At 40.3% G+C, this 26388-nt stretch carries 23 protein-coding genes; 5 read left to right on the forward strand and 18 right to left on the reverse strand.

What is annotated here, in order from left to right; all coding sequences use genetic code 11:
- Nucleotides 1-54: 54 nt before the first annotated feature.
- On the forward strand, nucleotides 55-1047 hold the full coding sequence (locus SCI76_RS08690) for a DUF3231 family protein (RefSeq protein WP_028407744.1): 993 nt from the start codon (nucleotides 55-57) through the stop codon (nucleotides 1045-1047).
- A gap of 149 nt (nucleotides 1048-1196) precedes the next feature.
- On the opposite strand, the gene SCI76_RS08695 is transcribed toward SCI76_RS08690, so the two are convergent.
- From SCI76_RS08695 to SCI76_RS08735, 9 genes are all read right to left on the reverse strand, one after another.
- On the reverse strand, nucleotides 1197-1835 hold the full coding sequence (locus tag SCI76_RS08695) for an SdpI family protein (protein WP_048020172.1): 639 nt from the start codon (nucleotides 1833-1835) through the stop codon (nucleotides 1197-1199).
- Nucleotides 1836-2099 (reverse strand): autorepressor SdpR family transcription factor, encoded by a 264-nt coding sequence (locus tag SCI76_RS08700; RefSeq protein WP_013082079.1) that lies wholly within the window; start codon nucleotides 2097-2099, stop codon nucleotides 1836-1838. It lies immediately after the preceding gene.
- A gap of 105 nt (nucleotides 2100-2204) precedes the next feature.
- Nucleotides 2205-2336: a Fe3+ hydroxamate ABC transporter substrate-binding protein gene (locus tag SCI76_RS08705; RefSeq protein WP_308012829.1), complete on the reverse strand. Its 132-nt coding sequence runs from the start codon at nucleotides 2334-2336 to the stop codon at nucleotides 2205-2207.
- 215 nt (nucleotides 2337-2551) lie between these two features.
- Nucleotides 2552-2731, reverse strand: a complete 180-nt coding sequence (locus SCI76_RS08710; RefSeq protein WP_230683438.1) for a hypothetical protein — start codon at nucleotides 2729-2731, stop codon at nucleotides 2552-2554.
- Nucleotides 2732-2897: 166 nt separating this feature from the next.
- Nucleotides 2898-5927 carry an efflux RND transporter permease subunit gene (locus tag SCI76_RS08715; RefSeq protein WP_407545147.1) on the reverse strand — a complete coding sequence of 1010 codons (3030 nt, stop codon included), beginning with the start codon at nucleotides 5925-5927 and terminating at the stop codon, nucleotides 2898-2900.
- 331 nt (nucleotides 5928-6258) lie between these two features.
- Nucleotides 6259-7596 (reverse strand): MFS transporter, encoded by a 1338-nt coding sequence (locus tag SCI76_RS08720; RefSeq protein WP_028407739.1) that lies wholly within the window; start codon nucleotides 7594-7596, stop codon nucleotides 6259-6261.
- A 130-nt stretch (nucleotides 7597-7726) separates the two neighbouring features.
- On the reverse strand, nucleotides 7727-9133 hold the full coding sequence (locus SCI76_RS08725) for a sodium:solute symporter (RefSeq protein WP_407545148.1): 1407 nt from the start codon (nucleotides 9131-9133) through the stop codon (nucleotides 7727-7729).
- Nucleotides 9134-9196: 63 nt separating this feature from the next.
- Nucleotides 9197-10513 carry an aspartate aminotransferase family protein gene (locus SCI76_RS08730; protein WP_048020169.1) on the reverse strand — a complete coding sequence of 439 codons (1317 nt, stop codon included), beginning with the start codon at nucleotides 10511-10513 and terminating at the stop codon, nucleotides 9197-9199.
- Nucleotides 10514-10586: 73 nt separating this feature from the next.
- Nucleotides 10587-11957 (reverse strand): sigma-54-dependent Fis family transcriptional regulator, encoded by a 1371-nt coding sequence (locus tag SCI76_RS08735; protein ID WP_028407737.1) that lies wholly within the window; start codon nucleotides 11955-11957, stop codon nucleotides 10587-10589.
- Nucleotides 11958-12148: 191 nt separating this feature from the next.
- On the opposite strand from SCI76_RS08735, the gene SCI76_RS08740 reads away from it, so the two are divergent.
- The 4 genes from SCI76_RS08740 to SCI76_RS08755 all read left to right on the forward strand — a co-directional run bounded on the left by SCI76_RS08740 (nucleotide 12149) and on the right by SCI76_RS08755 (nucleotide 16760).
- Nucleotides 12149-12955, forward strand: coding sequence for a MurR/RpiR family transcriptional regulator (locus SCI76_RS08740; protein ID WP_048020168.1), 807 nt, complete (start codon nucleotides 12149-12151; stop codon nucleotides 12953-12955).
- Between the two features lie 26 nt (nucleotides 12956-12981).
- Nucleotides 12982-13809, forward strand: coding sequence for a GNAT family N-acetyltransferase (locus tag SCI76_RS08745; RefSeq protein WP_328175429.1), 828 nt, complete (start codon nucleotides 12982-12984; stop codon nucleotides 13807-13809).
- Nucleotides 13806-14915, forward strand: coding sequence for an o-succinylbenzoate synthase (gene menC, locus SCI76_RS08750; protein WP_394554544.1), 1110 nt, complete (start codon nucleotides 13806-13808; stop codon nucleotides 14913-14915). Before SCI76_RS08745 ends, menC begins: the two co-directional genes overlap by 4 nt.
- Nucleotides 14916-15404: 489 nt before the next feature.
- Nucleotides 15405-16760 (forward strand): arsenic transporter, encoded by a 1356-nt coding sequence (locus SCI76_RS08755; RefSeq protein ID WP_033578244.1) that lies wholly within the window; start codon nucleotides 15405-15407, stop codon nucleotides 16758-16760.
- Nucleotides 16761-17288: 528 nt separating this feature from the next.
- Here the strand turns inward: SCI76_RS08755 and SCI76_RS08760 are convergent.
- The 9 genes from SCI76_RS08760 to SCI76_RS08800 form a co-directional block, all read right to left on the reverse strand.
- Nucleotides 17289-17492, reverse strand: coding sequence for an IDEAL domain-containing protein (locus SCI76_RS08760; RefSeq protein WP_230683439.1), 204 nt, complete (start codon nucleotides 17490-17492; stop codon nucleotides 17289-17291).
- A 49-nt stretch (nucleotides 17493-17541) separates the two neighbouring features.
- Nucleotides 17542-17709 (reverse strand): Fur-regulated basic protein FbpA, encoded by a 168-nt coding sequence (locus tag SCI76_RS08765; RefSeq protein ID WP_016766442.1) that lies wholly within the window; start codon nucleotides 17707-17709, stop codon nucleotides 17542-17544.
- 160 nt (nucleotides 17710-17869) lie between these two features.
- A complete protein-coding gene (locus tag SCI76_RS08770; protein ID WP_168760330.1) occupies nucleotides 17870-18082 on the reverse strand; it encodes a hypothetical protein in 213 nt (70 codons plus the stop codon).
- Nucleotides 18083-18176: 94 nt separating this feature from the next.
- Nucleotides 18177-19019, reverse strand: coding sequence for an aldo/keto reductase (locus tag SCI76_RS08775; RefSeq protein WP_048020164.1), 843 nt, complete (start codon nucleotides 19017-19019; stop codon nucleotides 18177-18179).
- Between the two features lie 183 nt (nucleotides 19020-19202).
- The gene (locus tag SCI76_RS08780; RefSeq protein ID WP_407545149.1) at nucleotides 19203-22517 is read right to left on the reverse strand and encodes an Ig-like domain-containing protein; all 3315 of its coding nucleotides are present in this window, start codon (nucleotides 22515-22517) and stop codon (nucleotides 19203-19205) included.
- Nucleotides 22518-22734: 217 nt separating this feature from the next.
- A complete protein-coding gene (locus tag SCI76_RS08785; RefSeq protein WP_221832736.1) occupies nucleotides 22735-23610 on the reverse strand; it encodes an N-acetylmuramoyl-L-alanine amidase in 876 nt (291 codons plus the stop codon).
- A gap of 195 nt (nucleotides 23611-23805) precedes the next feature.
- Complete coding sequence (locus SCI76_RS08790; RefSeq protein ID WP_063248216.1) at nucleotides 23806-24270, reverse strand: C40 family peptidase; 465 nt, start codon at nucleotides 24268-24270, stop codon at nucleotides 23806-23808.
- Nucleotides 24271-24769: 499 nt separating this feature from the next.
- Nucleotides 24770-24949: a YfhD family protein gene (locus tag SCI76_RS08795; RefSeq protein ID WP_013055768.1), complete on the reverse strand. Its 180-nt coding sequence runs from the start codon at nucleotides 24947-24949 to the stop codon at nucleotides 24770-24772.
- A 133-nt stretch (nucleotides 24950-25082) separates the two neighbouring features.
- Nucleotides 25083-26354, reverse strand: a complete 1272-nt coding sequence (locus SCI76_RS08800) for a cation:dicarboxylate symporter family transporter (RefSeq protein ID WP_028407730.1) — start codon at nucleotides 26352-26354, stop codon at nucleotides 25083-25085.
- Between the last annotated feature and the right edge of the window lie 34 nt (nucleotides 26355-26388).

Below are 26388 nucleotides of genomic sequence, written 5' to 3' on the forward strand. Positions count from 1 at the left end.
GCTTATCTGTTTTTTATAAATACGTACCATTTTTATAGATAGGAGGAAAGCCAATTGAACGCAGAAAGCAAGCGTTTGACTTCGCCTGAAATAACGAGTCTATGCGCGCAGTATCAGCAGGATACGCTGGCGGTTTGTGTAGCAAAACACGTTCTTGCAACGGTCACGGATGCAGAGATTCGGTCGCTGTTTGCCTTTTCGCTAGAGCTATCGAAAAAGCATATTGAGCTGCTGACTGCCATTTTTCATGCTGAACATTTTCCGCTGCCAAAAGGTTTTACAGATGAAGATGTGGACTTGCACGCACCTCCGCTTTTTACAGACTCGTTTTGGCTCAAGTATCTTCACGACATGACGATTCACGGCTTGGCAGGATACGGCATTTCATTTAGCGTGTCCGTTCGCCGAGATCTTCGAGATTATTATCATCAGTGTAACTTGGACGTGATGGAAGTATATAATCGGTCTCTCGACCTGCTTTTAGCAAAAAATCTTTATGTACCGGCTCCTTATTTTTTAAATCCGAAACAACAAGAGCCGATCACAGATTTGACTTACGCTCTTGATTTTGTAGGAAAGCAGCGCCTTTTAAACGCAACGGAAGCCGGAAATATTTATTTTAATTTGCGCAAAAGCATGGCAACCAAAGCGCTTTTAATTGCCTTCAAACAAGTGAGCAAACGAAAAGACGTGCGGAAAGTCATGGAGACGGGGCTTGATGTGGCCCACAAGCATATTGAGCTTTATTCTTCCATCATGCACGAAGAAAACCTTCATACCCCTCCGCTTTTGGATAATGAAATCACAACGTCTACGCACGCGCCATTTTCAGAAAAGCTGATGACGTTTCACGCAGGCGCAATGTTTAAAGTAGCCATTACCTATTACGCAACGGCAATGACTACTAGTATGAGGCTTGATATTGTCGGGCACTGTGAAGCGTGTATTTTAAGAGACTTAAAAGTAGCGGGGCGATGCAGCGAAGTGATGATTAAAAACGGCTGGATTGAAAAGCCGCCTGAAGCAAGCGATCGTAAGCAAATGTAAGTTTTTTCATAACAGCTCTTGACCTGAAACGCGTTTCATACTTTATGCTGTATTTATTCTCATCAGCCGGCGTGACACGAACGGTGGCGTTACGGCTGATATGTTATCCATAAAAAAATCCGGTATGTTCACCGGATTTTTTTGTATGACTACATATTCATTTCTTTTTTATACGCCAAGTACGAATACAGATAAGGAATCGCCACGCACAGAACGATACTCCCCCACATGATAACTGACTTGTATCCATCAGGTAAAAAAGCGCTAATAAGAATTAGCAGTCCGCCTATAAAAAAGATCTTTCCAGATAAACGATGCGTCTTTTTCCATACGTTTTCATTGCTCAATGTCCACGGTGTACGAATCCCCATAAAATAGTTCGAGCGCACGCGCTGCAAGTAGTTTCCGATAATGATAAAAACGAGTCCAGCCATAATCGGAGCAATGTACGACATCGGTACGTTATAGCCAAGCCCCTGTAAAATAGTGCTCATATTTACAAAAAAGAATAATAGCAGTACGGCGTTTAACAGGATGTTATACGTTTTTGAAAAGTACTTATAATTTTCTTTACGCGGATCAATTCGCGGAACAAAGGCGATGACAAAATAAATAAGTACCATGATTCCTACTGTTAAAATCATTGCATTTATCTTTGTGGCAAATCCGTCTGCTTCTCCATTTGCTCCCCAGTGAATAGGCATCGTAGCTGGAAGATGCGGCAGTGCAACCAGCCATGCAATTAGTGTGAAAAGGGTAATGCCTAAAGGAAATACGTGTTTTTTCATTTAACTCTCTCCTTTCTGAAAGCTGAAAAACCAGCCGATTAAATCTTGAAAAACGGTTGTATTTAACGAATAAATCACAAACTGCCCTCTTTTTTCATCTTGAACGAGGTCCGCTTGCTTCAAGATTTTTAAATGATTTGAGATGCTTGGTTTGGTCATATTAAAATACTCGGAAATTTCTCCTGCGGTTAAATCCCGCTCTTTTAGCAACTCTAAAATCTTCCTGCGAGTAGGATCGGCTAAGGCTTTAAACGTTTCATTCAATTGAAGTTCATCTCCATCATATTTAAGTATTTAGATAATTATCTAAATATTAAACTATAAAGTATAATATGTCAATATTTTGAAAAGAGAACACGTGCATTTGACTCATTTTTTTGTTTTTTCAAAGCAGTCCATGCATACAAACTGCGCTTCTTGATGCAGAAAAGCTTTGATTTCGGTCATTCCTCTTTTACTTGGATACTTCATTCTCATCCATACTTCTTCATTCGGCTGAATTTCTTTTTGACAAACGGAACATCACTCTTTTATTTTAAACATAGTATCCCTCCATTTCTTTATCATCTAACTATACGTTTTACTAGCCAAAAGGTTTCATAAAAAGAGGCTGGGACGTAACCAAATCAACCCTAGCTAGAAGCAACTACAGAGATGAAACCTACGTTCACCTTATTAGTAAAAAAGGGTTTGAGACATAACGAAATGTATCCAATCTAAAGGCGAGTATATGAGATACATGAGCTCCTATGGATCGCTTTTGACACGGCAGTTGATTTCCGTGCAAGGCTTCGCTTTCCGCGGGCGGCCGCTGAGCCTCCTCGTCGCATATGCTCCTGCGGGGTCTCACCTGTTCCGCTTTTCCTGCAGGAGTCTTCGCCTTGCCCTCCAATCAACTGCTAGAAAGACTTACACACATGAAACCTATGTTTACCCTAACAAAAAAACCGAACCATGAATCAAACATCTTGATTCATGGTTCGGTTTTCACTTTGTCTAAAATCCTTTTGTCCCAGCCTCTTCCTTCAACTAAATTACTTATGTCCTAACCTCTTTTAAACATTATAGCGGCGTTACGTCTTCCTGCTGTTTTTGCTGTATTCTTTGTTTTTTCGATTTTCTAAAATGAAGCAGTTCATATACAACTGGAATGACTACAAGCGTAAGAAGAGTCGCAACGGCCAATCCTCCGATTACAACGACTGCAAGACTTTGAGAAACAAGGCTTCCGCTTTCGCTTTGTTTAAATAAAAGCGGCAGCATCGCACAAATCGTAGCAGCAGACGTCATGACAATTGGACGCATACGCGTAGCAGCTGCTTCAACAATGGCATCGCGCATAATCATTTTCTTTTCATTTTGCTTCACGCGGTCTAATAGTACAATGGCGTTGGTTACAACAATACCAATCAGCATCAGTGCTCCAAGTAAAGCCGTTACGTCTACTGGAATACGGCTAATTAATAATCCTAAAACGGCACCGATCGCTGCAAGCGGAAGTGAAAATAAAATTGCAAACGGCGTACGGATTGTTTTAAACGTGATGACCATAATTAAGAACACAATACCAATTGACACGAGCATGGTAATGAACAAGTCAGAGAAATCTTCTCCTTGCTGAGTGCTTGCTCCGCCGATTACAACGTCAACATCTTTTGAAATCGATAGTCCTTTACTCTTACCGTCTCCAAAAATCGCTGTTTGGATGTTTTTATTAATCTCTGAAAACTTTTCTGGATTGACATCCGCTGTTACTTGAATATACGGGTCTCCATTTTTATGAAACTGATTTGTTGGCTTTTCAGCTTGCGTTAGCGAAGCCACTTTTGAAACAGGTGACGGTCCTGTCTCTGTCATAATAGAAATATCTTTTAACTCTTTTGGTGACGTTGGATTTAAGACAGATTCAAGAAATACGTTTGCTTGCTTGCCTTCTAAATCTATCGCTCCAATCGGCGTTTTGTTCAGCATAACGCCAAGCTGTTGCGCTACTTGCTGCGTATTCGCTTTTGTTGGATCTACGTCTAAAGAGTAAATCATTTTCTTTTCGTCTTGGTTCGTAGAAACTTTGTCTACTCCTTTTATATCGCTGATTTCTTTCTTAATGCTGCTTGCCGTTTTTTCTAGCTTGTTCATGTCGTTTCCAATTACATCAACGGTAATGGAAGTAGTAGACGCTCCCATTAATGAAGCAGCACTGACGCTAAGATCTCCTCCGTCATAGAGTTTCTTTTGATTTTGAATTCGTTTCATTAGCGAATCCGTGTTTTCACCGTCTTTTACGGTAATCGTATACGTAGCTTCAGTAGGCGAACCAACGTCTCCCCACTTGGCTCCTTCGGCCGTATTACCAAGCTGCATGTATACTTCTTTCACTTCTTTTTGAGCTAAAATATAGCGTTCAAGCTGCAGTGATTTTTCTTCTACGGTTTTAATTGGCGTGTTATTTGGATAGCTTAACGTTGTGCCTACAAAGTCAGATGAAGAGTTATCCACCGCTCCTTTAGGCATCATCGTGTACGCGCCAATAGATCCGACAAATAAAAGCAGCGAAAGCAGCAGCACAACCCATTTATGATTAAGCGACCACGTAATGACTTTTGTAAAACGAACAGGCTGCTTGTGCTTGCGAATTTTTTCATTTTTTAATAATCCCGCACTCATTAACGGTACAACAGTAAGCGCCACAATTAATGAAGACAGCAGCGAATACGTCAGCGTTAGAGCAAAAGGAAGCATAAAGTCCTGAAGCCCTCCGTTTACAAGGCCGATTGGTAAAAAGACGGCTACTGTCGTTAGCGTAGAAGCGGTAATAGCAGAACCTACTTCTTTTGTCGCATCAATAATTAAACTAAGCGAAAACTCTTCTTTTTGCATTTTCCGGAAGATGTTTTCAATAACAACGATACTATCATCTACCAATCTCCCAATCGCTACCGCTACTCCTCCAAGAGTTAAAATATTGAGCGTTACGCCTGATTTAGACAGTAAGAACAGCGTAAAGCAAAGCGATAGCGGAATGGATACAATTGTGATAAACGTAGAGCGAACGCTGCGTAAAAACAGCATGATGACAACGGTCGCAAAGAGTGCGCCTAGCAACACTTCTTTCATCATGGAATGAACAGAGTTTTGTACGCTATCCCCTGTTGCAAAAAATACAGAAGCATTTACATTGTTATAGTCTTTGTTAATTTGCTGAGACAGTTTTTTCACTTCTTTTGTAATGCTAACGGCGTTTGAGTGACTGTCTTTTGTCACAATAAGTAAAAGTGCATCTTTTCCGTTAATATGCGTCACGACGCCTTCAGGCTTTTTCACCTCTACTTTTGCAAGGTCGCCTAGCGTTACATTCGGTGCCACCGGCAGCTTTTTCACTTTGTCCAAGCTGTCAACTTTACCTGTTACATTGATGTTGCTCGACTTGTTATTAATGACTTTTTCTCCAACTGCAAGCGACGTGTTTTTTCCTTCTAACACGCTGATGACTTTATCAATCGTCACGTTCTTTTGTGACAATTTTTTATTATCAACTTTAATAGACACGTAGGAATCCGCTGTTCCATATGTTTGAACACTGGCAATGCCTTTAATGTCTTTATATTTAGGGATCAGTTTTTTCTCTGCAAGATCCAGATTGTCTCTTGTTAATCCTTCTTTAAATGTGAGTGAAATATCTGCGATGGGAATCATAGAGGTATTTAATTGAATAACATTAGGTTTTGATACGCTGGCTGGAAGCTGCACCGAAGACAGCGCTTCTTGAACGTTTGTTTTTGCTTCTTTCATATCCGTTTTGGATTCAAATGAAATATCGATTTTGGAATAGCCGTCTCCCGTTGTCGAATACACGTTACTTTTTCCTTTAACACCGGCTACCGCTTCTTCAATTGGTGACGTAACTTGTTTTTCCATAGAATCCGCATCCGTTCCTTGCCCCATAACTACTACTGACACTTGAGGCTGATCAGCGGTCGGCAGGAACTCCATCGGAAGTGTAAAATAACTAATGACTCCTAAAGCTAAAATTAAAATAGACATAATGGTAATAGCCGCTTTATTTTTGAACGACCATTTGGTGACCCATGACATGAAATATCCCCTTTCACTTTTTCGTACAAACTCAGTCAAACATTTCTAAAATATGCTAAATAACCACTAAATTATACCTAATGTTCCTTACCATTTAAAGACTTATTTTTGTAAAAAGTCCCATTATTTGAACAAAATCATTTATGTATATGCGTTTGTTTATATAATCAGCTCTTTTACAGCAAAAAAAAAAGACGCCGATACCCGGCGTCCCACATGTAGTAAGTGAAAGAAGAAGAAGAATATGCCTACGATTTCTCAGGCAATTCTATGACCTTATTTGGTTTCTTCCCGTTTTTTTATAAAATAAACATATTTAGCATAAATTCCCTCAACTAGCAGCTCGATTGTGCTTTGTTTCCGTATCGTTTTGAATCTTTAACGACGTTAATAACGCCACGATGCTTCCGGCAAAGCCAAATAAAAACAAGTGATGAATGCCTGCCATAAAGCTTCCGCCTGAAGTCAGCAACGCACCCATAATCGTAACGCCGATTGCTGTTCCCATGTTTCGGCAAAACATAAAAAATGACGTTGAAATACCTCTTTCATGTCCTCCTACTAATTGCTGTACACCAATGACTCCAACCGTAGAAAGCAGACCAAACGACAGTCCTTGTACAATCATGACGCAAAACACATAAAAGAAGCCGTGACTTTCATTTAGCATAAGCAGAAGTGTTCCCGAGCCAACCAGCAGCACATTCCCGATTAACAACAGCTTTCTGTAGCCGTGTTTTAAAATCCATTTACCTGCAGGCACGGACACAGACATCCATCCAACCGCTGTTCCTAACAGCGCCACTCCGCTCATAAACAGTGACAAATGCGCTACTCGCTGTAAAAATAACGGAATGTAGCTTGACGTTCCGAATAAAGCCACCGTTCCAATAAACGCATTAATATTAATCCATGACAGCGTTTTGTTTTGGAACATAGACAACGGTACAATCGGAGAAGCATGTTTTCGTTCATGCAAATAAAAGATCACTAATAAAATAAGTCCAACGACTGCATACACAATTCGGTTTTGTTCCACTACTGTCACAAGCAGCAGTGAGGTAACGCCCGCTCCAAACAAAATAGCGCCGATGTAATCGACTTTTGCTCTTTTCGGCTCATAGCTTTCTTGATACGGCATTAACGCTAGAAACGCGACGATACATACCGGTAAATTAATAAAGAAAATCCATCTCCACGTTAAATAATCCACAAAAAAAGCGCCTAAAAGCGGAGCTAACACAGCTGATAATCCCCACATCGTTGTAAACAGCGCTTGAATTTTCCCTCGCTTCTCAACTGGAAATAAGTCTCCGGCAATAATAGCGGGAAAGGCCACCATAAACCCGGCTCCTATTCCTTGAACCGCACGGAAAAGAACAAGCTGAATCATCGTATTTGCCACGCCGCAAAGCATCGAACCAATTAAAAAAGCAATAATTCCAAACCCAAATACTTTTTTGCGGCCAAATAAATCCGATAATCTTCCCGCTACCGGAGATAAAATCGTACTTGCAATCATGTACGAAGCAAACGACCACGCGTACAAATCAAATCTTCCAAGCTCTTTTGCAATAACGGGCATCGTCGTATTCATAATCGTTGAATCAAGCGAAGCCACTAGCATTGCAAGCACAATACTAACCATTACGGACGTTCTGCTTTTCATGTACCAATCTCCTTATCTCTATAATCTGAGCGTCTAGTGTACTCCTCCTTGCCGTTCGTTGTCTATACTTATGCATACAAAATGCTAAAAAGCTTCTCACTTTACTATGAGAAGCTTTTTACCCCCTTATTCACATATCTTCTTGAACCTTTTCTTGATCAGACAGTTCTTTATTTCGAGCCATAACCGCAAATCCAGCCATTACAATGATGCTGCTTGAAATGCCGTATAGGATTGGCGTGGTAGAAGAAAGCCCTTCAATCAATAGACCTCCAAGTACTACTAGCGTACTGACAACAATCGCTGAAACTCCGGCTTTTGGATGAATGTCTTTCCAAAACAGCGAGACAACAAACGGAACAAAGATCGCTCCTGATAAAATCGCATACGCAACGTCTAGAGCAACAAGTACGTCTTGAATCCAAAGAGCAAAAATAATAGCAAGCACGCCGACAATAAGTGTATTCACACGGGTTAAAACTAAATAGTTTTTCTCTGAAATATTTTTAAGCCACACTTTTTTAATGATATCGTTACTAATCAGCGTAGAAGACGCAAGCAGCGTTCCTGAAGCAGTTGACATCAGCGCCGAACAAACGCCTGCAAGTACGAGACCTAATAACCCTTGAGGCAGAATTTGAATCGCAAGCGTCGCAAAAATGCTTTGACTGCTTTCTGCGTTTGGCAGCAGCAAATACGCACACATTCCAATTACACTTCCAGCAATTGCGTAGGCAATGCTGTACACCCCTGCAAAAATAGAGCCGTTTCGCGCAATTTTTTCTGTTCGCGCCGTAAATACTCGCTGCCAAATATCTTGAGACACTGCCATACCAAGCGTATACAAAAGGAAATACTGAAAGATTTGACCGTATCCAATCGATGAAAAATCAAAATAAGATGATGGTAAATCTCCAGTAAGGGCTTTGAAACCTCCTGCTTCTGATACACTCATCGGAAGCATAAATCCAAAAATCGCCACCGTCATCACAACAAATTGAATAATATCAGTAACCGTTACGCTCCACATTCCGCCTAAAATCGTATAGAATAAAACAATCGAACCGCCAATTAACATCGATGCCATCATGTTCCATCCAAGCAGCGCATGAATGATTGTTCCCATTCCAATCACTTGAGTGACCGTTACCATGAGTGTATAAATAGCGGCAACAACCGCGCTGATAATTTGCGCTTGAGCGTTATATCTTTTTCCTAGCAGTTCACTGATAGTGGTCACTTTCAACGACGAAATCCGCTTAATAAAAATCGTGCCAAGCGTAATGATTCCAAGTCCAATCATCGTCACAAACCAAATGCCAGACAGCCCGTGCTCGTAGCCAAGCTGAGCCGTTCCAATCGTTGACGCTCCGCCTAAAATAACGGCAGACAAACATCCTAAATACATAAACATCCCTAAGTTTCGCCCGGCTAAAATAAAATCTTCTGATGACTTTGCTTTTAACGAGCCAATAATACCCGCTACAACCAATACGCCAAAATAGACAAACATAACCGTCATATCCAGTCCGTTCATAACAGATTCCTCCTTATTATGGGTCAATCTATCTTTCGTTGAAACAAAGAGCTTCTTAAAGCTTTAGATCACGTGAAGACTTGTGATTTCTGTCAATGCTTCGTCTAACACGCGAAGCCCGGCATCAATTTCTTCCTTTGTAATCGTTAAAGGAGGAATCATTCGAATCACTTCTCCGCTATTTCCGCAAAGGTAAAACAGCACCCCTTTTTCCAAACATTTGTCTAAAATCTCAAGAAGAAGATTTCCGTCACCTTGCTTTGTTTTTGGATTAATAATTTCAATTCCAATCATTAGTCCTACTGAACGAATGCTTCCGATCACTTCATGCTTCGCTTTCAAATGCTGAAGCTGATCCGCTGCATATTTCCCCATTGCTTTTGAGTTTTCAATTAGCTTTTCTTCTTTTAGTACGTCTATGGTCGCAAGTGCTGCTGAACAAGCAATGGGATTGCCTCCAAAAGTTGTTCCATGTGTACCAATCGGCCACTTTTCCATGAGCTGTTTGGAAGCTACGGTAGCACTTAGCGGAAGTCCTGATGCTATGCCTTTTGCGATTGCCATAATGTCAGGCGTCACGTCAAACGTTTGAGCTGCAAACCACTCGCCGGTACGTCCAAAGCCGGTTTGCACTTCGTCAAAAATAAGCAGAATGCCGTGTCTGTCACACACTTCTCTTATTTTTTGCAGCCATGCTTTCGGCGGGATCACGTAGCCGCCTTCTCCAAGAACCGGCTCTACAATCATGCACGCCACTTCTTCCGGCGTTACTTGATGCTTAAACAACGTGTCAAAATCTTTTTCCAGCTTTTCCACGCAGTAGATTTCCGGATCTTCTCCTTTTGGACACTGAGTCACGTCTGCATAAGGCACTTGATACGTTAAGCCCGATGGCTGAAGAAATTTCCGGTATTTGCTTTTTGATGTTGTCACGCTAAGCGCTCCGAGAGAACGGCCGTGAAAGCAGCCCATAAACGAAACCGTATAAGGTCTTTGCGTCACGTATTTTGCTAGCTTTAACGCTCCTTCTATTGCTTCAGTTCCGCTGTTAGCAAAGAAAAAGCAGTCCAGGCCTCTTGGCAATACTGTTTTTAATTCTTCAGCAAGCTGTAAAATAGATTCGTACATAATCACACCTGACGGGCCGTGCATAAGATGATCAACGCTATCTTTAATCGCTTGTACAACTTTAGGGTGACGATGACCTGTATTCGCTGTTGCAATACCTGATGTAAAATCTAAATAAGTTTTTCCGTCCGCTCCGTAGTAGTAGCAGCCCTCTGCTTTTACCACCGGTAAATTAGGATGATCTTTCGCCATGCTTGGTGCTAGTAAATCCGGTAAACTGTTCATTAACTGTGTAAGTGATGCCTGCGTCATCTGACTTCCTCCTCGCAATCTATCAAGTAATGTGTTTGTACTTGTTTTACATGCAAAGAGCGTGCCAAAGACGTTAAAAAACGGAATGTTTTTTTAATTTTCTAACAACTGAAGGCTGACTGATTCCGAGTGCTTCACCTATTTCTGTTGTCGTTTTATACTGTTTTTTTGCTCTTACTAATATCTCTTTTTCCAGCTCGTTTAACGCGTCATTAAGCTTCATTTCCCCATGTTCTTCAACGTGCTGAATCCGTTTTTTCCTATGCAGAGAATGCGGCAAATGCTCCATTGTAATCAGCGTTTGTGAAGACACAACCACCGCGTGTTCAATCACATTGATTAACTCTCGTACGTTTCCTTTCCACTCATGTGCAAGCAGTGCGTGAATAACCGCATTATCAAACGTTCTTTTTCGGTTGTATTTCTTTTCAAACTGCTCGGCAAAATGTGTGAGCAGCGGAAAAATATCTTCAGGACGCTCGTTCAAAGATGGAATAGTAATCGGTACAACGCTTAAACGAAAATACAAATCTTCTCGAAATTCTTTTTCAGCAACGGCTTTTTCTAAATCTTTATTCGTCGCTGCAATTAAGCGAAAGTCCACGGTTTTAGGCTTTCTTCCTCCAACGGAATAAAACTGTTTTTCTTGAATGAGCTTTAAAATTTTCACTTGATGCGCCGGTGACAGTTCTCCCACTTCATCTAAAAAAAGCGTGCCCCCGTCTGCTAATTCGACCAGTCCCACCTTTCCGTTTTTAGATGCACCGGTAAAAGCCCCTGCTTCATATCCAAACAGTTCAGCCTCAAATAAATGGTCTGGAATCGCCCCGCAGTTCACTTCAATAAACGGCCCTTTGCTTCTTGTACTTTTGTTATGTATCAGCTTGGCTAAATGCGTTTTTCCTACTCCGGACTGCCCTAAAAGCAAAATATTTACGTCTACGTTCGAAACGTGAACGGCCGTACGAAGAACGTGCTGCATTTTATCGCTGTTGCACACAATTCCTTCTGTTGATAGATTTTGGTTCCGCAGCAGCATAAGCTCGCTCTTTACACGCTGCATTTCACCTTCCATCGCATCAAGATATGTTTTCATTTCCATCAGCTCCGTCACATCGTGAGAATAGCTGACGATTCTTTTAATCTCGCCTTTTTCATCTTTGACCGGAATGCCAGTAACGAGCACTTGCTTGCCTTGTTTAGTTGTTTGTACAAGCGTAATTTTCTTCTTTGTTTCAAGCACAATTGGGGTAACGATTGGGGTAAACAGTCCTTGTTTTTCAAGTTCATACACAGACTTTCCGAGCAGTTTTTCAGCTTTTACATCGTAAATGTTTCCCGTTCCTTCATGTATTCGGACAATGATGCCTTTTTCATCCGTCACAAGCAAATCATCTTTTAATGAATGAAGGATCCACTGATTTTCATTCCATTCTGAATTCATGTATGCTCCCCGCTTTCTATTCACTTTTGAATAAAACACAATTCGTTTTTGAATAACGGCATTTATTTTTGAATAATCAATTTATTATATCACGAAGGCTTCTTTTTATTTTGAAACAGTAATTGAAATGAAGTTAAAAATGCATTAATATATTTTTATGAAGTTATAACTTCTTTTTTTTAGGAGGCTATATGAATCAATCATTTCAAGAATTAATCAAACATAAATTCCCTGACCTTTCTCGCGGTCAGAAAAAAGTGGCGGAGTTTCTCATTAATTTTATGGAAAAAGGCTCGCTGTACACGGCCGGGCAAATTGGCAAAGAAGCAGGTGTCAGTGAAACAACCGTTATTCGTCTAGCTTACGCACTTGGGTTAAATGGTTTTTCCGATTTGCAGGAGCTAATGCGAAAAGAATGGCTTTCTTCTGCAGAATCAAAAGAAGCAGCTAGCAAGCATGCAGCTGATTCTGCAGCGGAAGAAAAGAAACCTTTTAGTGAATGGCTTTCCCCCGTTGACGAAAAGGATTTATCTCAAGCTGTAGATGCGCTTATCAAAAGTGATCAAGTGTATATTGCGGGTTTCCGTGAATCTCATACGGCAGCCTACTGGCTGTATTATAAAATGAATCAGCTTCGCAATCATGTTCTTTTATCTTTTCCAACTGGATTCTTGCTTGAAACGCTATGCAATCTCACGAGCGCATCAACCGTTGTTGTATTTTCACTGCCGCGCTATACAAAAGAAGCGCTTGAAGTAGCTCAGCAGGCTAAAAACCAAGGAGCGAAAGTAATTGCCATTACAGACCGCCGTCTGTCTCCGGTAGGTCAAATCGCTGATATCACGCTTTTAGCCGGCACAACCGAACATATTTTATCGCTTCTTGCCCTATCACAAGTTGTCATTAGCAGCATGCAAAAAAGAGATGAAAAAACGGCTGGAAAAAGGCAGGAACGCTTGGAAAAGCTCTATGCCGAGCAAGGCATCTTTTTAGAATAAATGATCAAAAGAAAGGAAGTAAATATATGACTGAAGCTTTAACGATTCGTTCACTTACAACAACCAATGAACTAGAAGAAGTACGCGCATTAGAAAGCCGCGTCTGGGGAGAAGAAGAAGCAACGCCTGTTCACCAAACTTTGACCGCTGTTAAAAACGGAGGTCTTGTGCTCGGTGCGTTTTTAGATGAAAAACTGATTGGCTTTCAATATAGCTTTCCGGGGTTTGACGGAGATTGCGTGTACTTATGTTCTCATATACTAGCAGTTGATCCTGCCTATCGCAGCATGGGCATTGGTGCTAAGCTTAAGCATGCGCAGAGACAGGAAAGTAAAAAAAAGGGCTATTCATATATCAGCTGGACGTATGATCCGTTAGAAAGCGCCAACGGGTATTTAAATATTGGAAAGCTTGGAGCCGTTTGTTCTACATATATTGAAAACTGCTACGGAGACATGAATGATCCGTTAAATGCTGACTTGCCTTCTGATCGATTCGTTGTAGAATGGGCATCCGCAGAAGATACAACACGAGCTCAGCCTCCCTATACGCCAGATCAAATAATGGAGGCATCGCTTACTCAATGGACGTTAACGGATGAAGGGTTTCCTTCTGTTACAAATATTGATGAAAAACTGTTAAATGATGAGGTTGTAGCTGTAGCTATTCCAGCTGCTTTTCAGCAAATGAAAGAAGGCTCTCCTTCTCTTGCATTGGACTGGCGGATGCGTACAAGATACGTATTTCAAACGTGTTTTACAAAAGGGTTTGAAGTAACAGGTTTTATGAAGCATCCAGAAAGCAGCGCGCCCGTTCATTTTTACATCTTAACGAAAAAAGAGGTGCAAAAATGAAGATAAAACACGTCATTTTACGGCATTTAAAAATGGATTTACTTCATCCGTTTACGACAAGTCTTGGAAAAGAAGTGGATCGAGATTTTATTTTAGTAGAAATTCAAGACGAAGACGGACGATCCGGCTGGGCCGAATCCGTAGCGTGCGCGGACCCTTTTTATAAAGAAGAAACGCTTAAAACAAACTGGCACATTATGGAGGATTTTTTAATTCCTTTGCTTCAACAGAAAGACATTCAGCATCCTGACGAAGTATCCCAACGCTTTGCTCATATTCGCGGCAATTACATGGCAAAAGCGGCGTTAGAAGGCGCTGTTTGGGATTTGTATGCGCGCAGGCAAAACCTCTCTCTATCTAAAGCGCTAGGAGGCAGTAAAAGTCAAATTGAAGTTGGTCTCAGCGTTGGCATTCAGCCTACGATTGACGAAACGCTTCGAAAAATTGAAGCCGGCTTGAATGAAGGATATAAGCGAATCAAAATTAAAATTAAGCCGGGCTGGGATCTTAACTTGACGCGCGCGGTTCGAAACGAATTTCCTTCTATTCTCCTAATGGTTGATGCGAACTCTGCTTATACGCTTGCAGATGCTGATCACCTTGGTCAGCTTGACGAGTTTGATTTAATGATGATAGAACAGCCGTTAGCTCATGATGATTTAATTGATCACGCTGAACTGCAGGCCCGCATGCGCACCCCTATTTGCTTAGATGAAAGCATTCATTCAGCTGAAGACGTTCGAAAAGCTATTAAACTTGGAAGCACGCAAATTATTAATATTAAAATTGGACGCGTAGGCGGACTAACCGAAGCCAAAAAAATTCATGACCTTTGTCAAACTCACGGTGTGCCCGTATGGTGCGGCGGTATGCTCGAATCAGGTGTAGGGCGAGCACATAATATTGCCATTACCACACTTGCTAATTTTACACTTCCCGGAGATACGGCCGCATCCTCTAAATACTGGCCGCGTGATATTGTTCATCCGGAAATCACGGTCGACAACGGCATTATTTCCGTTCCCGATACACCAGGCATTGGCTATGAACCTGACCGTGACCAGATACAAGCGTTAACTTTACACGAAAAAACCTATACTTGCTAACCTTGAAGATCCTGGACCAAAAGTATGTTAGTTGAAGAAAGATCCGAACGATGAATGGTTCGGATCTTTTTATTGTGATGATAAACGTGAACGTAGGTTTCATGTATGTAGTGGCTTCTAGCGGTGGATTGGAGGGCAAGACGAAGACTCCTGCGGGAAAAGCGGAACAGATGAGACCCCGCAGGAGCGTATGCGACGAGGAGGCTCATCGACCGCCCGCGGAAAGCGAAGTCTTGCACGGAAATCAACAGCGGCGTAACAAGCGATCCTACTAGCTCATTTATCACATTTGTTCGTCTTTAGATTGGATTGATCTAGTCTTCTTGTAGGCTCCTCTCCCGAGATGATACGTGCCTTGGCAAGATAAACAAACATATTAGCAAAAATGGTCTTATGCACAATCCTTCTAGTAATAAATGAATATAAATAGAGTGTAAGGGACATGCAAGGGTATATTCATTACAAATTTTAGAAGAAAGGAGCATACTGATGAATATTGAAATTGGAATTGCCATTTTCGTGTTTACAATGACAATGCTCGTCATTTTTTGGAGGCCAAACGGCATCAACGAAGCATGGCCGGCAGCCATAGGAGCAGCCATTATCCTGCTTACAGGGATTGTATCCAAATCAGACATTGTTGATATTTTTGCAAAGATAAGCGGCGCTTCTATCACCATTATTGCCACCATTGTCATGGCCGTCATATTAGAAAGTTTTGGATTCTTCCACTGGGCAGCTGCACGACTAGTGAGTTTATCTAAAGGCTCAGGGTACCGATTATATTGGTACATTCAACTGCTTTGCTTTTTAATGACTTTACTATTTAATAATGACGGCAGTATTTTAATTACCACTCCAATTTTAATTCTACTTTTGAAAAACCTTCAGCTAAAACCCCACCAGCAGATCCCCTACCTTTTAAGTGGAGCGCTTATTGCTACCGCTTCCAGCGCGCCTATAGGTGTAAGTAATATTGTCAATTTGATTGCCTTAAAAATTGTTCATATGTCGCTTTATATGCACACGGCGATGATGTTTGTACCGGCGACACTTGGTTTATTATTTATGTCTTGGCTCATGTATACGGTCGTAAAACGCCATTTGCCAAAAAAACTGCCGCATGCTTCAAAAGATATAGAAGAAAGTTTCTTTACGAAACAGTTTCACCCCTTAAAAGGAAGCATTTCTGTTGAAACAAAACGTAAACGCACACAATTTATGCTGAAAGTTTTATTATTTGTGTTTGTTATGCGCTGTCTCCTATTTGTCGCCTCTTATTTCGGCATACCAATCGAATTGGTTGCTGTACTGGGCTCACTGATCTTGCTTGTTTGGAGATGGTATCACTTACGTACAAACCCGATTGATATTTTAAAGAAAACGCCGTGGCACATTTTCGTTTTTGCCTTTTCGATGTACGTTATTATTTACGGACTGCATAACGTAGGGTTAACGGAGCTGCTTGTAAAAGTTTGCGAACCAATCGTAAATCGAGGACTTTTTGAAGCAAGCTTTATCATGGGAGGACTTGTTTCTATTCTCTCTAACTTGTTTAACAATCACCCTGCCCTGATGGTTGGAACCATTACCTTGACTGAAATGGGGCTCGATCCTATTACTCTTAAAACCATTTATCTGGCTAATATTATTGGAAGTGATATGGGCTCGCTTTTATTGCCGATTGGAACACTGGCTTCTCTTATTTGGATGCATATTTTAAAAGAAAATCATATCAAGGTAAAATGGAAAGATTATTTAAAAGTATCACTTATTGTTATCCCGCTTACCACGATCGTTACTCTTTTCCTCCTATTCTACTGGGTTCAGCTCATTTTTTCTTAATACTGATTTACAGGACGGATTGTACTCTTTTGAAGCTTACAGTCCGTCAGAAATAAACAAATGTCTTCCATAAAAACCCACTAGATTTTTCTATTGTTCTTTCATAGATACACATTCACCTAATAAAAACAATTTTTTACATTCACTAATTATTTAGAACAATTTAAAAAGAAAATCAATAAATATATTGAATCGAATTTCCTTCATGTGATAAGATATGGTTATATTGTTACTTTAACAATACATAGAGCGAATGAAGCAGAAAATATGCAGTTGCATAGAACTTTCTAAACCCCACACGCAACATTTAGAGAGTGACATTCATTTTCTCAGTAACACCCATACCTTTCTGAAAAGAGTGAGTACATTAGACTTGCTCTTTTTGTCTGTTTACTAGCAAGGTGCACTTCTTATGTAAGGCCTTGTTTTACAATAAAACGACAAAAAAACAGGTAACTAAGCATGCCGCTTCTTACCTGTTTTTATATGCTAAAATGATAAAATCAAATTCTATCGCGCGAACGCCCTTTACGAAATTGATTTTAATTCTTCTATTAATTGAAAAAATCTTTCTTTGTTTCTTTCTTCTAATGTTTGATCGACTTCACGTAAAATTTGATCTCTTCTAAAATCTCGGATAGCCTTATTTAATACCATTTTAGCAAATATAGAATCGAGGATATCCATACGGATGGGCTGCGAGTCTGTCGGGTGCTTTTCGATATAAATCAACTCCTATCCTTTCCTCTATTATAACAAATTCTAGCAATGTATCAAAATTTCATTGAGATATGCGCTGCTGTGCAACAGCTTCGTATTCTGATTCTAGTTCTTGAAGCGTAAGCTCGTATAGCTGCTTATTTCCTTTTTTATAAACCCCTGCATCCAGCAATAAATCAATCATTGATGTTTTTTTACATTGTATGTGAGAGTAAGCTTGTTTTGTCATCGTTACACCGCCTATTTTACACTTAAAAATGAAATGATTTCTCTATCTTTCACGACCTTTCTTTATGATACAGCCCGTCCTTTAGCTCACTGTGAAGAAAATGTTAAATTTATGTAATAATGCATAAGAAGAGGCCGAGACATAACTAACTGAATCCAACCTAAAGACGAACAAATGAGATATATGTGCTGAACCGCTTATGACACCGCCGTTGATTTCCATGCAAGGCTTCGCTTTCCGCGGGCGGGCGCTGAGCCTCCTCGTCGCTTGACTCCTGCGGGGTCTCATCTGTCCCGCTTTTCCCGCAGGAGTCTTTGCCTTTCCCTTCAATCAACTGCTGGAAAGACGAAACAGATGAAGCTGTATTCACCATAAAAAAAAAACGAACCACTAATCAAACTTGTTGATCAATGGTTCGTTTTTCACTTGGGCTAAAATACGTTTCTCCCAGCCTCTTAGTTCTTCTATTAAAAATCAAAGTTGTCCGGATCTGGACCTACTCGGTGATTTTGGTTTAATTCATTAATTTTACTTACGTCTTCAGCATCCAATTCAAAATCAAATACCGATGAATTTTCAACAATACGATGTTCTTTTGTCGATTTTGGAATCGTTATAACTCCGTTTTGCAGATCCCATCGCAGAATAATTTGAGCAACTGATTTACCGTGTTTTTCAGCAATTTCTTTTAACACATCGTTATCTAGCAATTCTCCTTGCATAAGCGGAGACCATGCTTCTAGCTGAATATCGTGCTTTTGACAAAAAGCATGCAGCTCTTTTTGCGTCAAACGAGGATGATATTCAACTTGGTTAATAACAGGCTTAACGTCTGTATCTTTCATTAAGTCTTCTAAATGATGAATTTGAAAATTACTTACACCCACAGCTCTTACTTTTTCTTCTTTATACAGCGTTTCTAATGCTTTCCACGCTGCTTTATATTTACCTTCTACAGGCCAGTGAATTAAATATAGATCTAAATATTCTAAGCCAAGCTTTTGTAAGCTTGTTTCGTAAGCAGCCAGCGTCTCTTCATAGCCTAAATCTGCGTTCCAAACTTTTGATGTAACAAAAATGTCTTCGCGTGAAAGACCTGCTTCTTTTAGACCTTGGCGAATGCCTTCTCCTACACCTTCTTCATTTCCATAAATAGCTGCCGTATCAATGCTGCGATAGCCTTTGACGATAGCTGTTTTCACGGCGTTCACTAATTCAGGCCCTTCTTCTACTTTAAATACACCTAATCCAAGCCAAGGCATTTTGACTCCGTTGTGAAGTGTTACTGTATCTTGCAAATGATTGCTCATTATAAAAAACCCCCTGCTAATTTCTTTACATTTGTTATTATGAAACAGAAAAAAAGAAAAAGATAGAACCCACTTTAAAGTAAGTTAGGCACTTCAAAGTTCTAAGGTAACCTTTTAGTAACCTTCTATCCCTCTTAAAAATCACTAAAAAAAGAATCCTCCGCAGAGAATTCTTTTTTGTTTTTATTTAACATTTATATTGACTGCTGAACTTGTGTTTCCAGCGGCATCTTTTGCTGTAACAGCCAGTTTTACGCCTGCTTTTTGTTTTGGAATCGTTACTTTAAATTGCCCTTTAGTATCTGCTTTGCCTGATCCGATTACTTTTGTACCGCTTTTAATCGTAATCACGGCATTTGCTTCTGTTTTTCCCGAGATAAATGTAGACAAAGACGTAACGGCATCAACCACCGGAGGTGCCGGCGGCGTTGTATCTTGCACTTTTACAATTTTATACGGACTGTATCCTACTTTATTTTGCAGCACGGCCGTCACTTCTGTTCCTGCTTTTTGAGCAGGAATTTTCACGATGAACTTGCCGTTTCCATCAATTTTTCCACTCGCAATAATTTTTCCGCCTACTTTAATATAAATAGACGCATTTTTTTCTCCTGTTCCCGTTACCGCTGTACTTTTTTCAGTAAGCGTATTAACGGTTGGAAGCGCTGGTTTTGTCTGTACGGCACTAACCGTTACAAACGCATTGGAGCTATAGTTATTAGCTGCATCTTTTGCAATAACAGCTAATTTTGTAGCAGCAGGCTGCTTTGGAATGGTGATGCTGAACGTTCCATCCGATTTCGCATTTCCTTTGCCAATTACTTTTTTATCAATTTTCACATGCACTTCCGCGCCCGCTTCTGTGCTTCCCGTTACGACTGTATCTTGATTGCTTACACCGTTCACTTTTGGTGTAACGGGTGCTGTTTTATCCTGCACGGGTACAGTTACAGCTGGACTCACGCCCGCTGTGTTTCCAGCCGTTACAGACAGGTTGCTTCCTGCTTTTTGTTTCGCAATCGAGATGCTGTAATTTCCTTTAGCATCTGCTTTACCAGCTGCAAGCTGAAGACTTCCGTTTTTAATGACAACCGTTGCATTTGCTTCTGCGGTACCCGTAACGGCTGTACTTCGATCACTCACTTCATTAACTGTTGGTTTTACCGGAGCTTTTTGCTTTGCCGTAACAGTTACAGTCGATACAGTACTGCTATTTCCTGCTGCATCTTTTGCTTGTACGCTTAGCTTTGTATTCGCTTTTTGATGAGAAATGGAAACAGAAAACGCTCCATTTGCACCTGCTTTAGCCGTTCCTACAGTTGTAGTTCCTACTTTTACCGTAACTGTAGAATTTGCTTCTGCTGTACCTGTAACTTTTGTATCTTGATCACTTACTGCGTTTACTTTTGGCACATCTGGTGCCGTTTTATCCTGTACGGTTACCGCAGTGGCTGAACTTGTTCCACCTGCATTTTGAGCCGTTACGTACAGCGTGCTTCCTGCTTTTTGTTTCGCAATTGAGATGCTGTAATTTCCTTTGCCATCTGCATTGCCTGCTGCAAGTTGAAGACTTCCGTTTTTAACGATGACCGCCGCGTTTGCTTCAGCCGTTCCTTTAAGCATTGTGTCTTGATCACTTACTTCATTTACTTTTGGTGCAAGCGGTGCTTTTAACGTAGATTTAACCGAAAAAGAAGGAGCTTGACTTTCGTTTCCTGCTTTATCTTTTGCACTTACCGCTATTGTTGTTCCACCTGTTTGTACTGGAATTGAAACAGTAAATGTACCGTTACCATCCGCTACTGCAGAGAACGTTGCATCGCCTGCTTTTACCGTCACGACGGCGTTTGCTTCTGTTACGCCTGTTACGGTCGTATCTTGGTCACTTACTTCATTTACAATTGGAACAGAAGGCGGCGTTTGATCCGTTACGCTCACTACTGTAGCCGTGCTTTCATTTTCAGCTGCATCTTTAGACGTTACAGACACTTTTGTATCTGCTGGCTGCTTGGCAATCGTAATTGCAAATTTTCCAGCTTCATCAGCAAGACCCGTTCCAATTACTTCATTTTCCACTTTTGCAATAACAGAAGCATTTGGTTCTGTCACGCCCGCAAGCGATGTTTGGTTATCTCCTAGTGCATTAACTGAAGGTGCATCAGGCGCAACCGTATCTTTCGGTGCTTCTTGCTCCTGCTCTTTTCGCGGATATTTTGTTGTATAAAAACTTAAAAGAGTAGTCGTTGGATAATAAAAATCTAAAATTTCACGATAGTCTTTGCCTAGGCTTGCCATTTTTTGAGCACCGTATTGACTCATTCCAACACCGTGTCCATTTCCTTTCCCATTAAAAGTTGTTGATGTGCTTGTTTCATTTGTTTCCGTTACAAGCAGACTAAGCATCGCACGGCTGTTTAACATTGATTTTAGCTTCGTCGATGTTAAATCTTTTAATTCCAAATGATGAACCACTAGTTTTTGCGAACTGTCTACATCTCCTTTAACGAGGTAGTCCACTGTAATTGCACCTTTAGTCACACGACCTCCTGATGAAGGAGCATAAAAACTCACCTTTGGAATAGACGTAATTTTAATCGTTTTACCAGGATGCTTATTGGCTACTAACCATGACTTCAAATTATCTGTAACGGTTTTATCTTTTTCAGAAACCGTATTCCACCAAGCGCTATAGTTAGCTAAATCTTTTCCTGTTAAATCAATTTGCGTTTTTTGAATAGCTAACGTCCACGGCGTCTGCTTATCGTATGGATCTTCTTTCACCGGGAAATAAGAAAGCTGAGTCCCTCCCCAAGCGTTGCTGTTTGATTCGGTTCTTCCCCCGTTGCTTGATGAGAAAACGGCGTTGATTAATTTATTGTTGTATGTGACTACTTGTCCGAATGTCTGATCTACTGCTTGGTTTGTACTGTCATACCACGTATAGCCACCGTATACTTGATAGCTTACCGTGTCATTGATTACTTTTCCTGCATAGCTCATTGCGTATGTTCTTGCTGCTACCGCCTGAGTTTTTAAAGCTTGCAGATTCCAAGATGTATAGACTTCATTTGGCACAACGCCTTTTAAATAGTCTTCAATCGGGAGCGTATTAACAGGTCTGACATACGTTCCCTTTTCATTTGTAAACGCCACGTCCCCTAAATATTGTCTGCCGTTAATAGATACGGGATTTTTATAAAGAGACGGTGTAATTTCAAAGCTTGTAAATTCACCTAAGACAGTGCTTCCTTGTTTTAAAGTGACACCTTGAGCTGTTGCGGTTACCGTATACTCTGTATTTGCATTTAAGACCAAATCCGAGTTTTTAATAGTGTATAAATAAGACGGCTTAATTGTAATTGCATGCTGATCTCCTAAATAGTTTACTAATTTTACAGACACAACTGGTTCTACCGTTTCAGCTTTCACGCTAGCAAGCGGCGTGAATTGAAACAGCAGTACGCTTAGTACTAAAGCTAATGCCGTTAACTTTCTCATCTTGTTCCCCCATTTTCATGTACTGTCTAACGCATTTTAATATCTCTCGTTATATCGACACAGTTCTATAAAAATTAAAGCATTTTACCTAGTTTTCTTTTCTGCTCGTCCATTTTTTTGTCAAAAAAACGCTTTTTTATATCATATGAACGACAAAAAAAACGTGTGACATAAATCAATTGATTTAGTCACACGCTTTTATAGGTCTTTCCACCTTTTATTTTGTCATTCCTTCATATGCCACGATACCGTCTGCAACATGATTCATCAGCTTTGTAAGGTAAGCCTGATCAGACAGGTTCCGGTCTTCTTCTGAATTCGTCATATACCCAAGCTCTACTAGCGTTACGGGTACAGTCGACCAGTTAAATCCTGAAAGATCACTGCGATAGCGAATGCCGTCCACTTCGACAAACTGATCTTTTTCCACCTCTGTCAGAATAGCTTGAGATGCTTGTAAACTGCTTTGATAAATAGACTTTGTATAGGAATTATCTTCTGCAGGAGTGAGCACAGAAAATCCTTTTACAGAAGTATTTTCAGAACCATCTGCATGGATACGTACGTGTAAGTCAGCTTTTGAATTATTCGCAAGCTCCGCTCGTTCCCGGTTGCTGATATTCACATCGTGAGAACTGCGAGTAAGCTTTACGGTTATGCCTTTTTCTTCGAGAAGCTGTTTTAATATCATAGAGGCTTCCAACGTCAGCTTGTATTCCGGCTTCTTGGTCACCACACCTGATGTACCTCCGGAAACTTTTATTTTTGTTTCTGCTGCTCCCGGCCCGATTGGCTCTTTCTCTAGGTTAGCCTGAGCTTGATGACCAGGGTCAATGTAGACTAAAAACGGAGGAGGATCGGCTTTTTCAGGCATGTTGTTTTTTACATTTTTTACTTCATTAGCTGCTTCATGAGGCTGTACTGCTTGGAACTGTGAGATGGGCTGCTTCACTCTTTCTCCCTGCGCATGAGCTTTTGGTACATCTCCGCTAACGACGGCTTTCTCTGTTTGACCTTTCATCATAAAGAAAAATGAGAGTACTGCTACTATTGCAACAATACCTATTCCATAACTCCATACTAAGCGCTTCATCTTCGCTCACCAAACTTTCGAATAGAGTGGGATATTCCTTATGTTAAAGTACAAAATGTGTTAACGTTATTATCTCACAGAATATGGTTTTTTTCGTATAAAACGTTAAAAATAATATTGGCAATACGTTATGTATATGTAAACAAAAACAACACTACACAACGTAGTGTTGTTTTCCAAAAAAATGACGGATGGTTAAATCCGTTTTGCACCAATATAACGTGCTTTCCAGTAGCTGTTGCTAAGAGATGTAATCGTCACGCCTTTAGAGGTAGAAGCTTGAAGAAACTGATTGTTCCCTAAGTACACGCCTACATGTGAAGGACCTTTTTTATACGTTTGAAAGAAAACTAAATCTCCTTTTTGAAGCTTTGCTTTTGAAACGCTTGTCCCTACTCGATACATTTGTTCCGTTGTGCGCGGAAGTGTTTTTCCAGCTTTTTTGAAAATGTATTGAATAAATCCAGAGCAGTCAAAACCTTTTGTTGTTGTGCCTCCCCATTTATAAGGAACACCTATTAATTTTTTACCAGTAGCAATAGCCGTATCTTTGTATGAATATGACGCTGCTTCTACTGTTTGAGCAGGTTCAATAAACGGACTGGCTCCGCTAAATAAAACTGCAGCTGCCGTTATAGACCCAATGATGGTTTTTTTCATTTTTTTCCTCCATTATGTAACCGAACGTTACGTTTCTATGAACCTATTTTTCAATGTGTTCGGTTTAATTATAATGAAAAAAGCCTCAAAAACTATTACGCTATGATTAAATAATGTTACAAAATGGTTACTTAGGAATTTTTATCTTTAGTTGTTTATCAAAAAGAGGATGGGACAAAAGCATTTTTCACTTAGGGAAAAACGAACCACTAATCAGCATGTCTGATTAGTGGTTCGTTTTTTTGTGATTGTGAACATAGTATTATTTGTTTCGTTCCTTCTAGCAGTTGATTGGAGGATAAGGCGAAGACTCCTGCGGGAAAAGCGGAGCAGGTGAGACCCCGCAGGAGAGCAAGCGACGAGGAGGCTCAACGCCCGCCCGCAGAAAGCGAAGCCTTGTACGGAAATCAACTGCGGTGTCACAAGCAGTCCAGGTCATGTATCTCATTTATTCGTCTTTAGGCTGGATTCATTTCATTATGTCTCAGCTTTTTTTCTTTTACTTTTCTTTTTGCTGTTTCAAAATTAAGTCCTGTTTCGCTTTAGCATCATGATGCTGCGCTAACTCGCGTGAAAATTCTTCATTTGCTTGATCCGGAGCAATTTTTAACTCTTTTGGTGTTTGAGGCAGTGACCCTTTGTTGTTATGTGATGATTTGTGATTATTTGCTCTTCCCATGTTGTGACCTCCTTGTATCAATCATTTGTTTTTCATCTTTAGTTACTATTCCCAACTTTTCAAAGCAAATTCAAACGAAAAAATCCGAACGATTACTCGTTCGGATCTTCCTTCAACTAAAATATGTTTGTAATTACGATACTTTTTTCGTTACTTCGTTAATATAAGCTTCCTTGTCTTTGTCGTTAAATTGACCTTCCCACTTTGAAATGACGATTGCACCAAGTGAGTTTCCAATTACGTTTACCGCTGTACGTCCCATATCTAACAAACGGTCGATTCCAGCGATAAAAGCAAGGCCTTCTACCGGAAGTCCTACAGATCCAAGCGTTGCAAGCAGTACAACAAACGATACGCCCGGAACTCCTGCAATTCCTTTAGATGTAACCATTAAAATTAATATCAGTGAAATTTGCTGTGTGATGCTCATATCAATACCGTACATTTGCGCAATAAAGATCGCAGCAAGCGCTTGATAAAGAGTAGATCCGTCTAAGTTAAACGAATATCCCGTCGGAATAACAAAAGATGTAATGGCTTTAGGACATCCGAACTTTTCCATTTTTGCAATAATACGCGGTAATACTGTTTCTGAACTTGCAGTTGAAAATGCTAATAGCAATTCATCTTTTAACACTTTTAATAAGTGGAAGATGTTAACGCCTGCCCATTTAGCTACAAGTCCTAGTACAACTAATACAAAGAAAATCATTGTGCCGTAAGCAACAATTACAAGCTTACTAAGCGGAATCAGAGACGCTAGTCCAAATTTTGATACAGTTACACCGATTAATGCAAATACGCCAAACGGTGCAAACTTCATAACTAAATTCGTTACCCAAAACATCGCTTCTGCTGTGCCTTCAAAAAATCTTAAAACCGGCTTTCCTTTTTCACCAATGGATGCAATTCCAAGTCCAAATAGGACTGAGAAGAAAATAATTGGCAGCATGTCGCCTGCAGCAATTGATTCAAATACATTCGTTGGAACGATGTGAACAAATGTTTCTACAAATCCTTTTTGCTCTGTAGCTTCTGCCGTTGATGTGTAGCTGCTGATATCTGATTTTTCAAGACCGCTGCGGTCCACACCAGTACCAGGGTGAAGCAAGTTAGCTGCCAATAAGCCTACAACAATGGCAACCGTTGTAATGATTTCAAAGTAAAGAATTGTTTTTCCGCCTAATTTACCAAGCTTCTTAATATCACCAACACCCGCAACGCCCACAATGATACTAGATATAACAATCGGCACCACGATCATTTTAATTAAATGAATGAATACGTCTCCAATTGGCTGCAGTACTTCAACTGCTTTAGGATTTCCGTAAAAAATGGCCCCTACAATAATACCTGCAATCAAACCAATTAAAATTTGTCCTGCTAATCCAAGCTTTTTGAACATATCTTTGCACCTTCCTTCTTTTTTCTAACAGCTC

The sequence above is a fragment of the Priestia sp. HNGD-A6 genome (assembly GCF_045784335.1).
Classification (GTDB): Bacteria; Bacillota; Bacilli; order Bacillales; family Bacillaceae_H; genus Priestia; species Priestia zanthoxyli.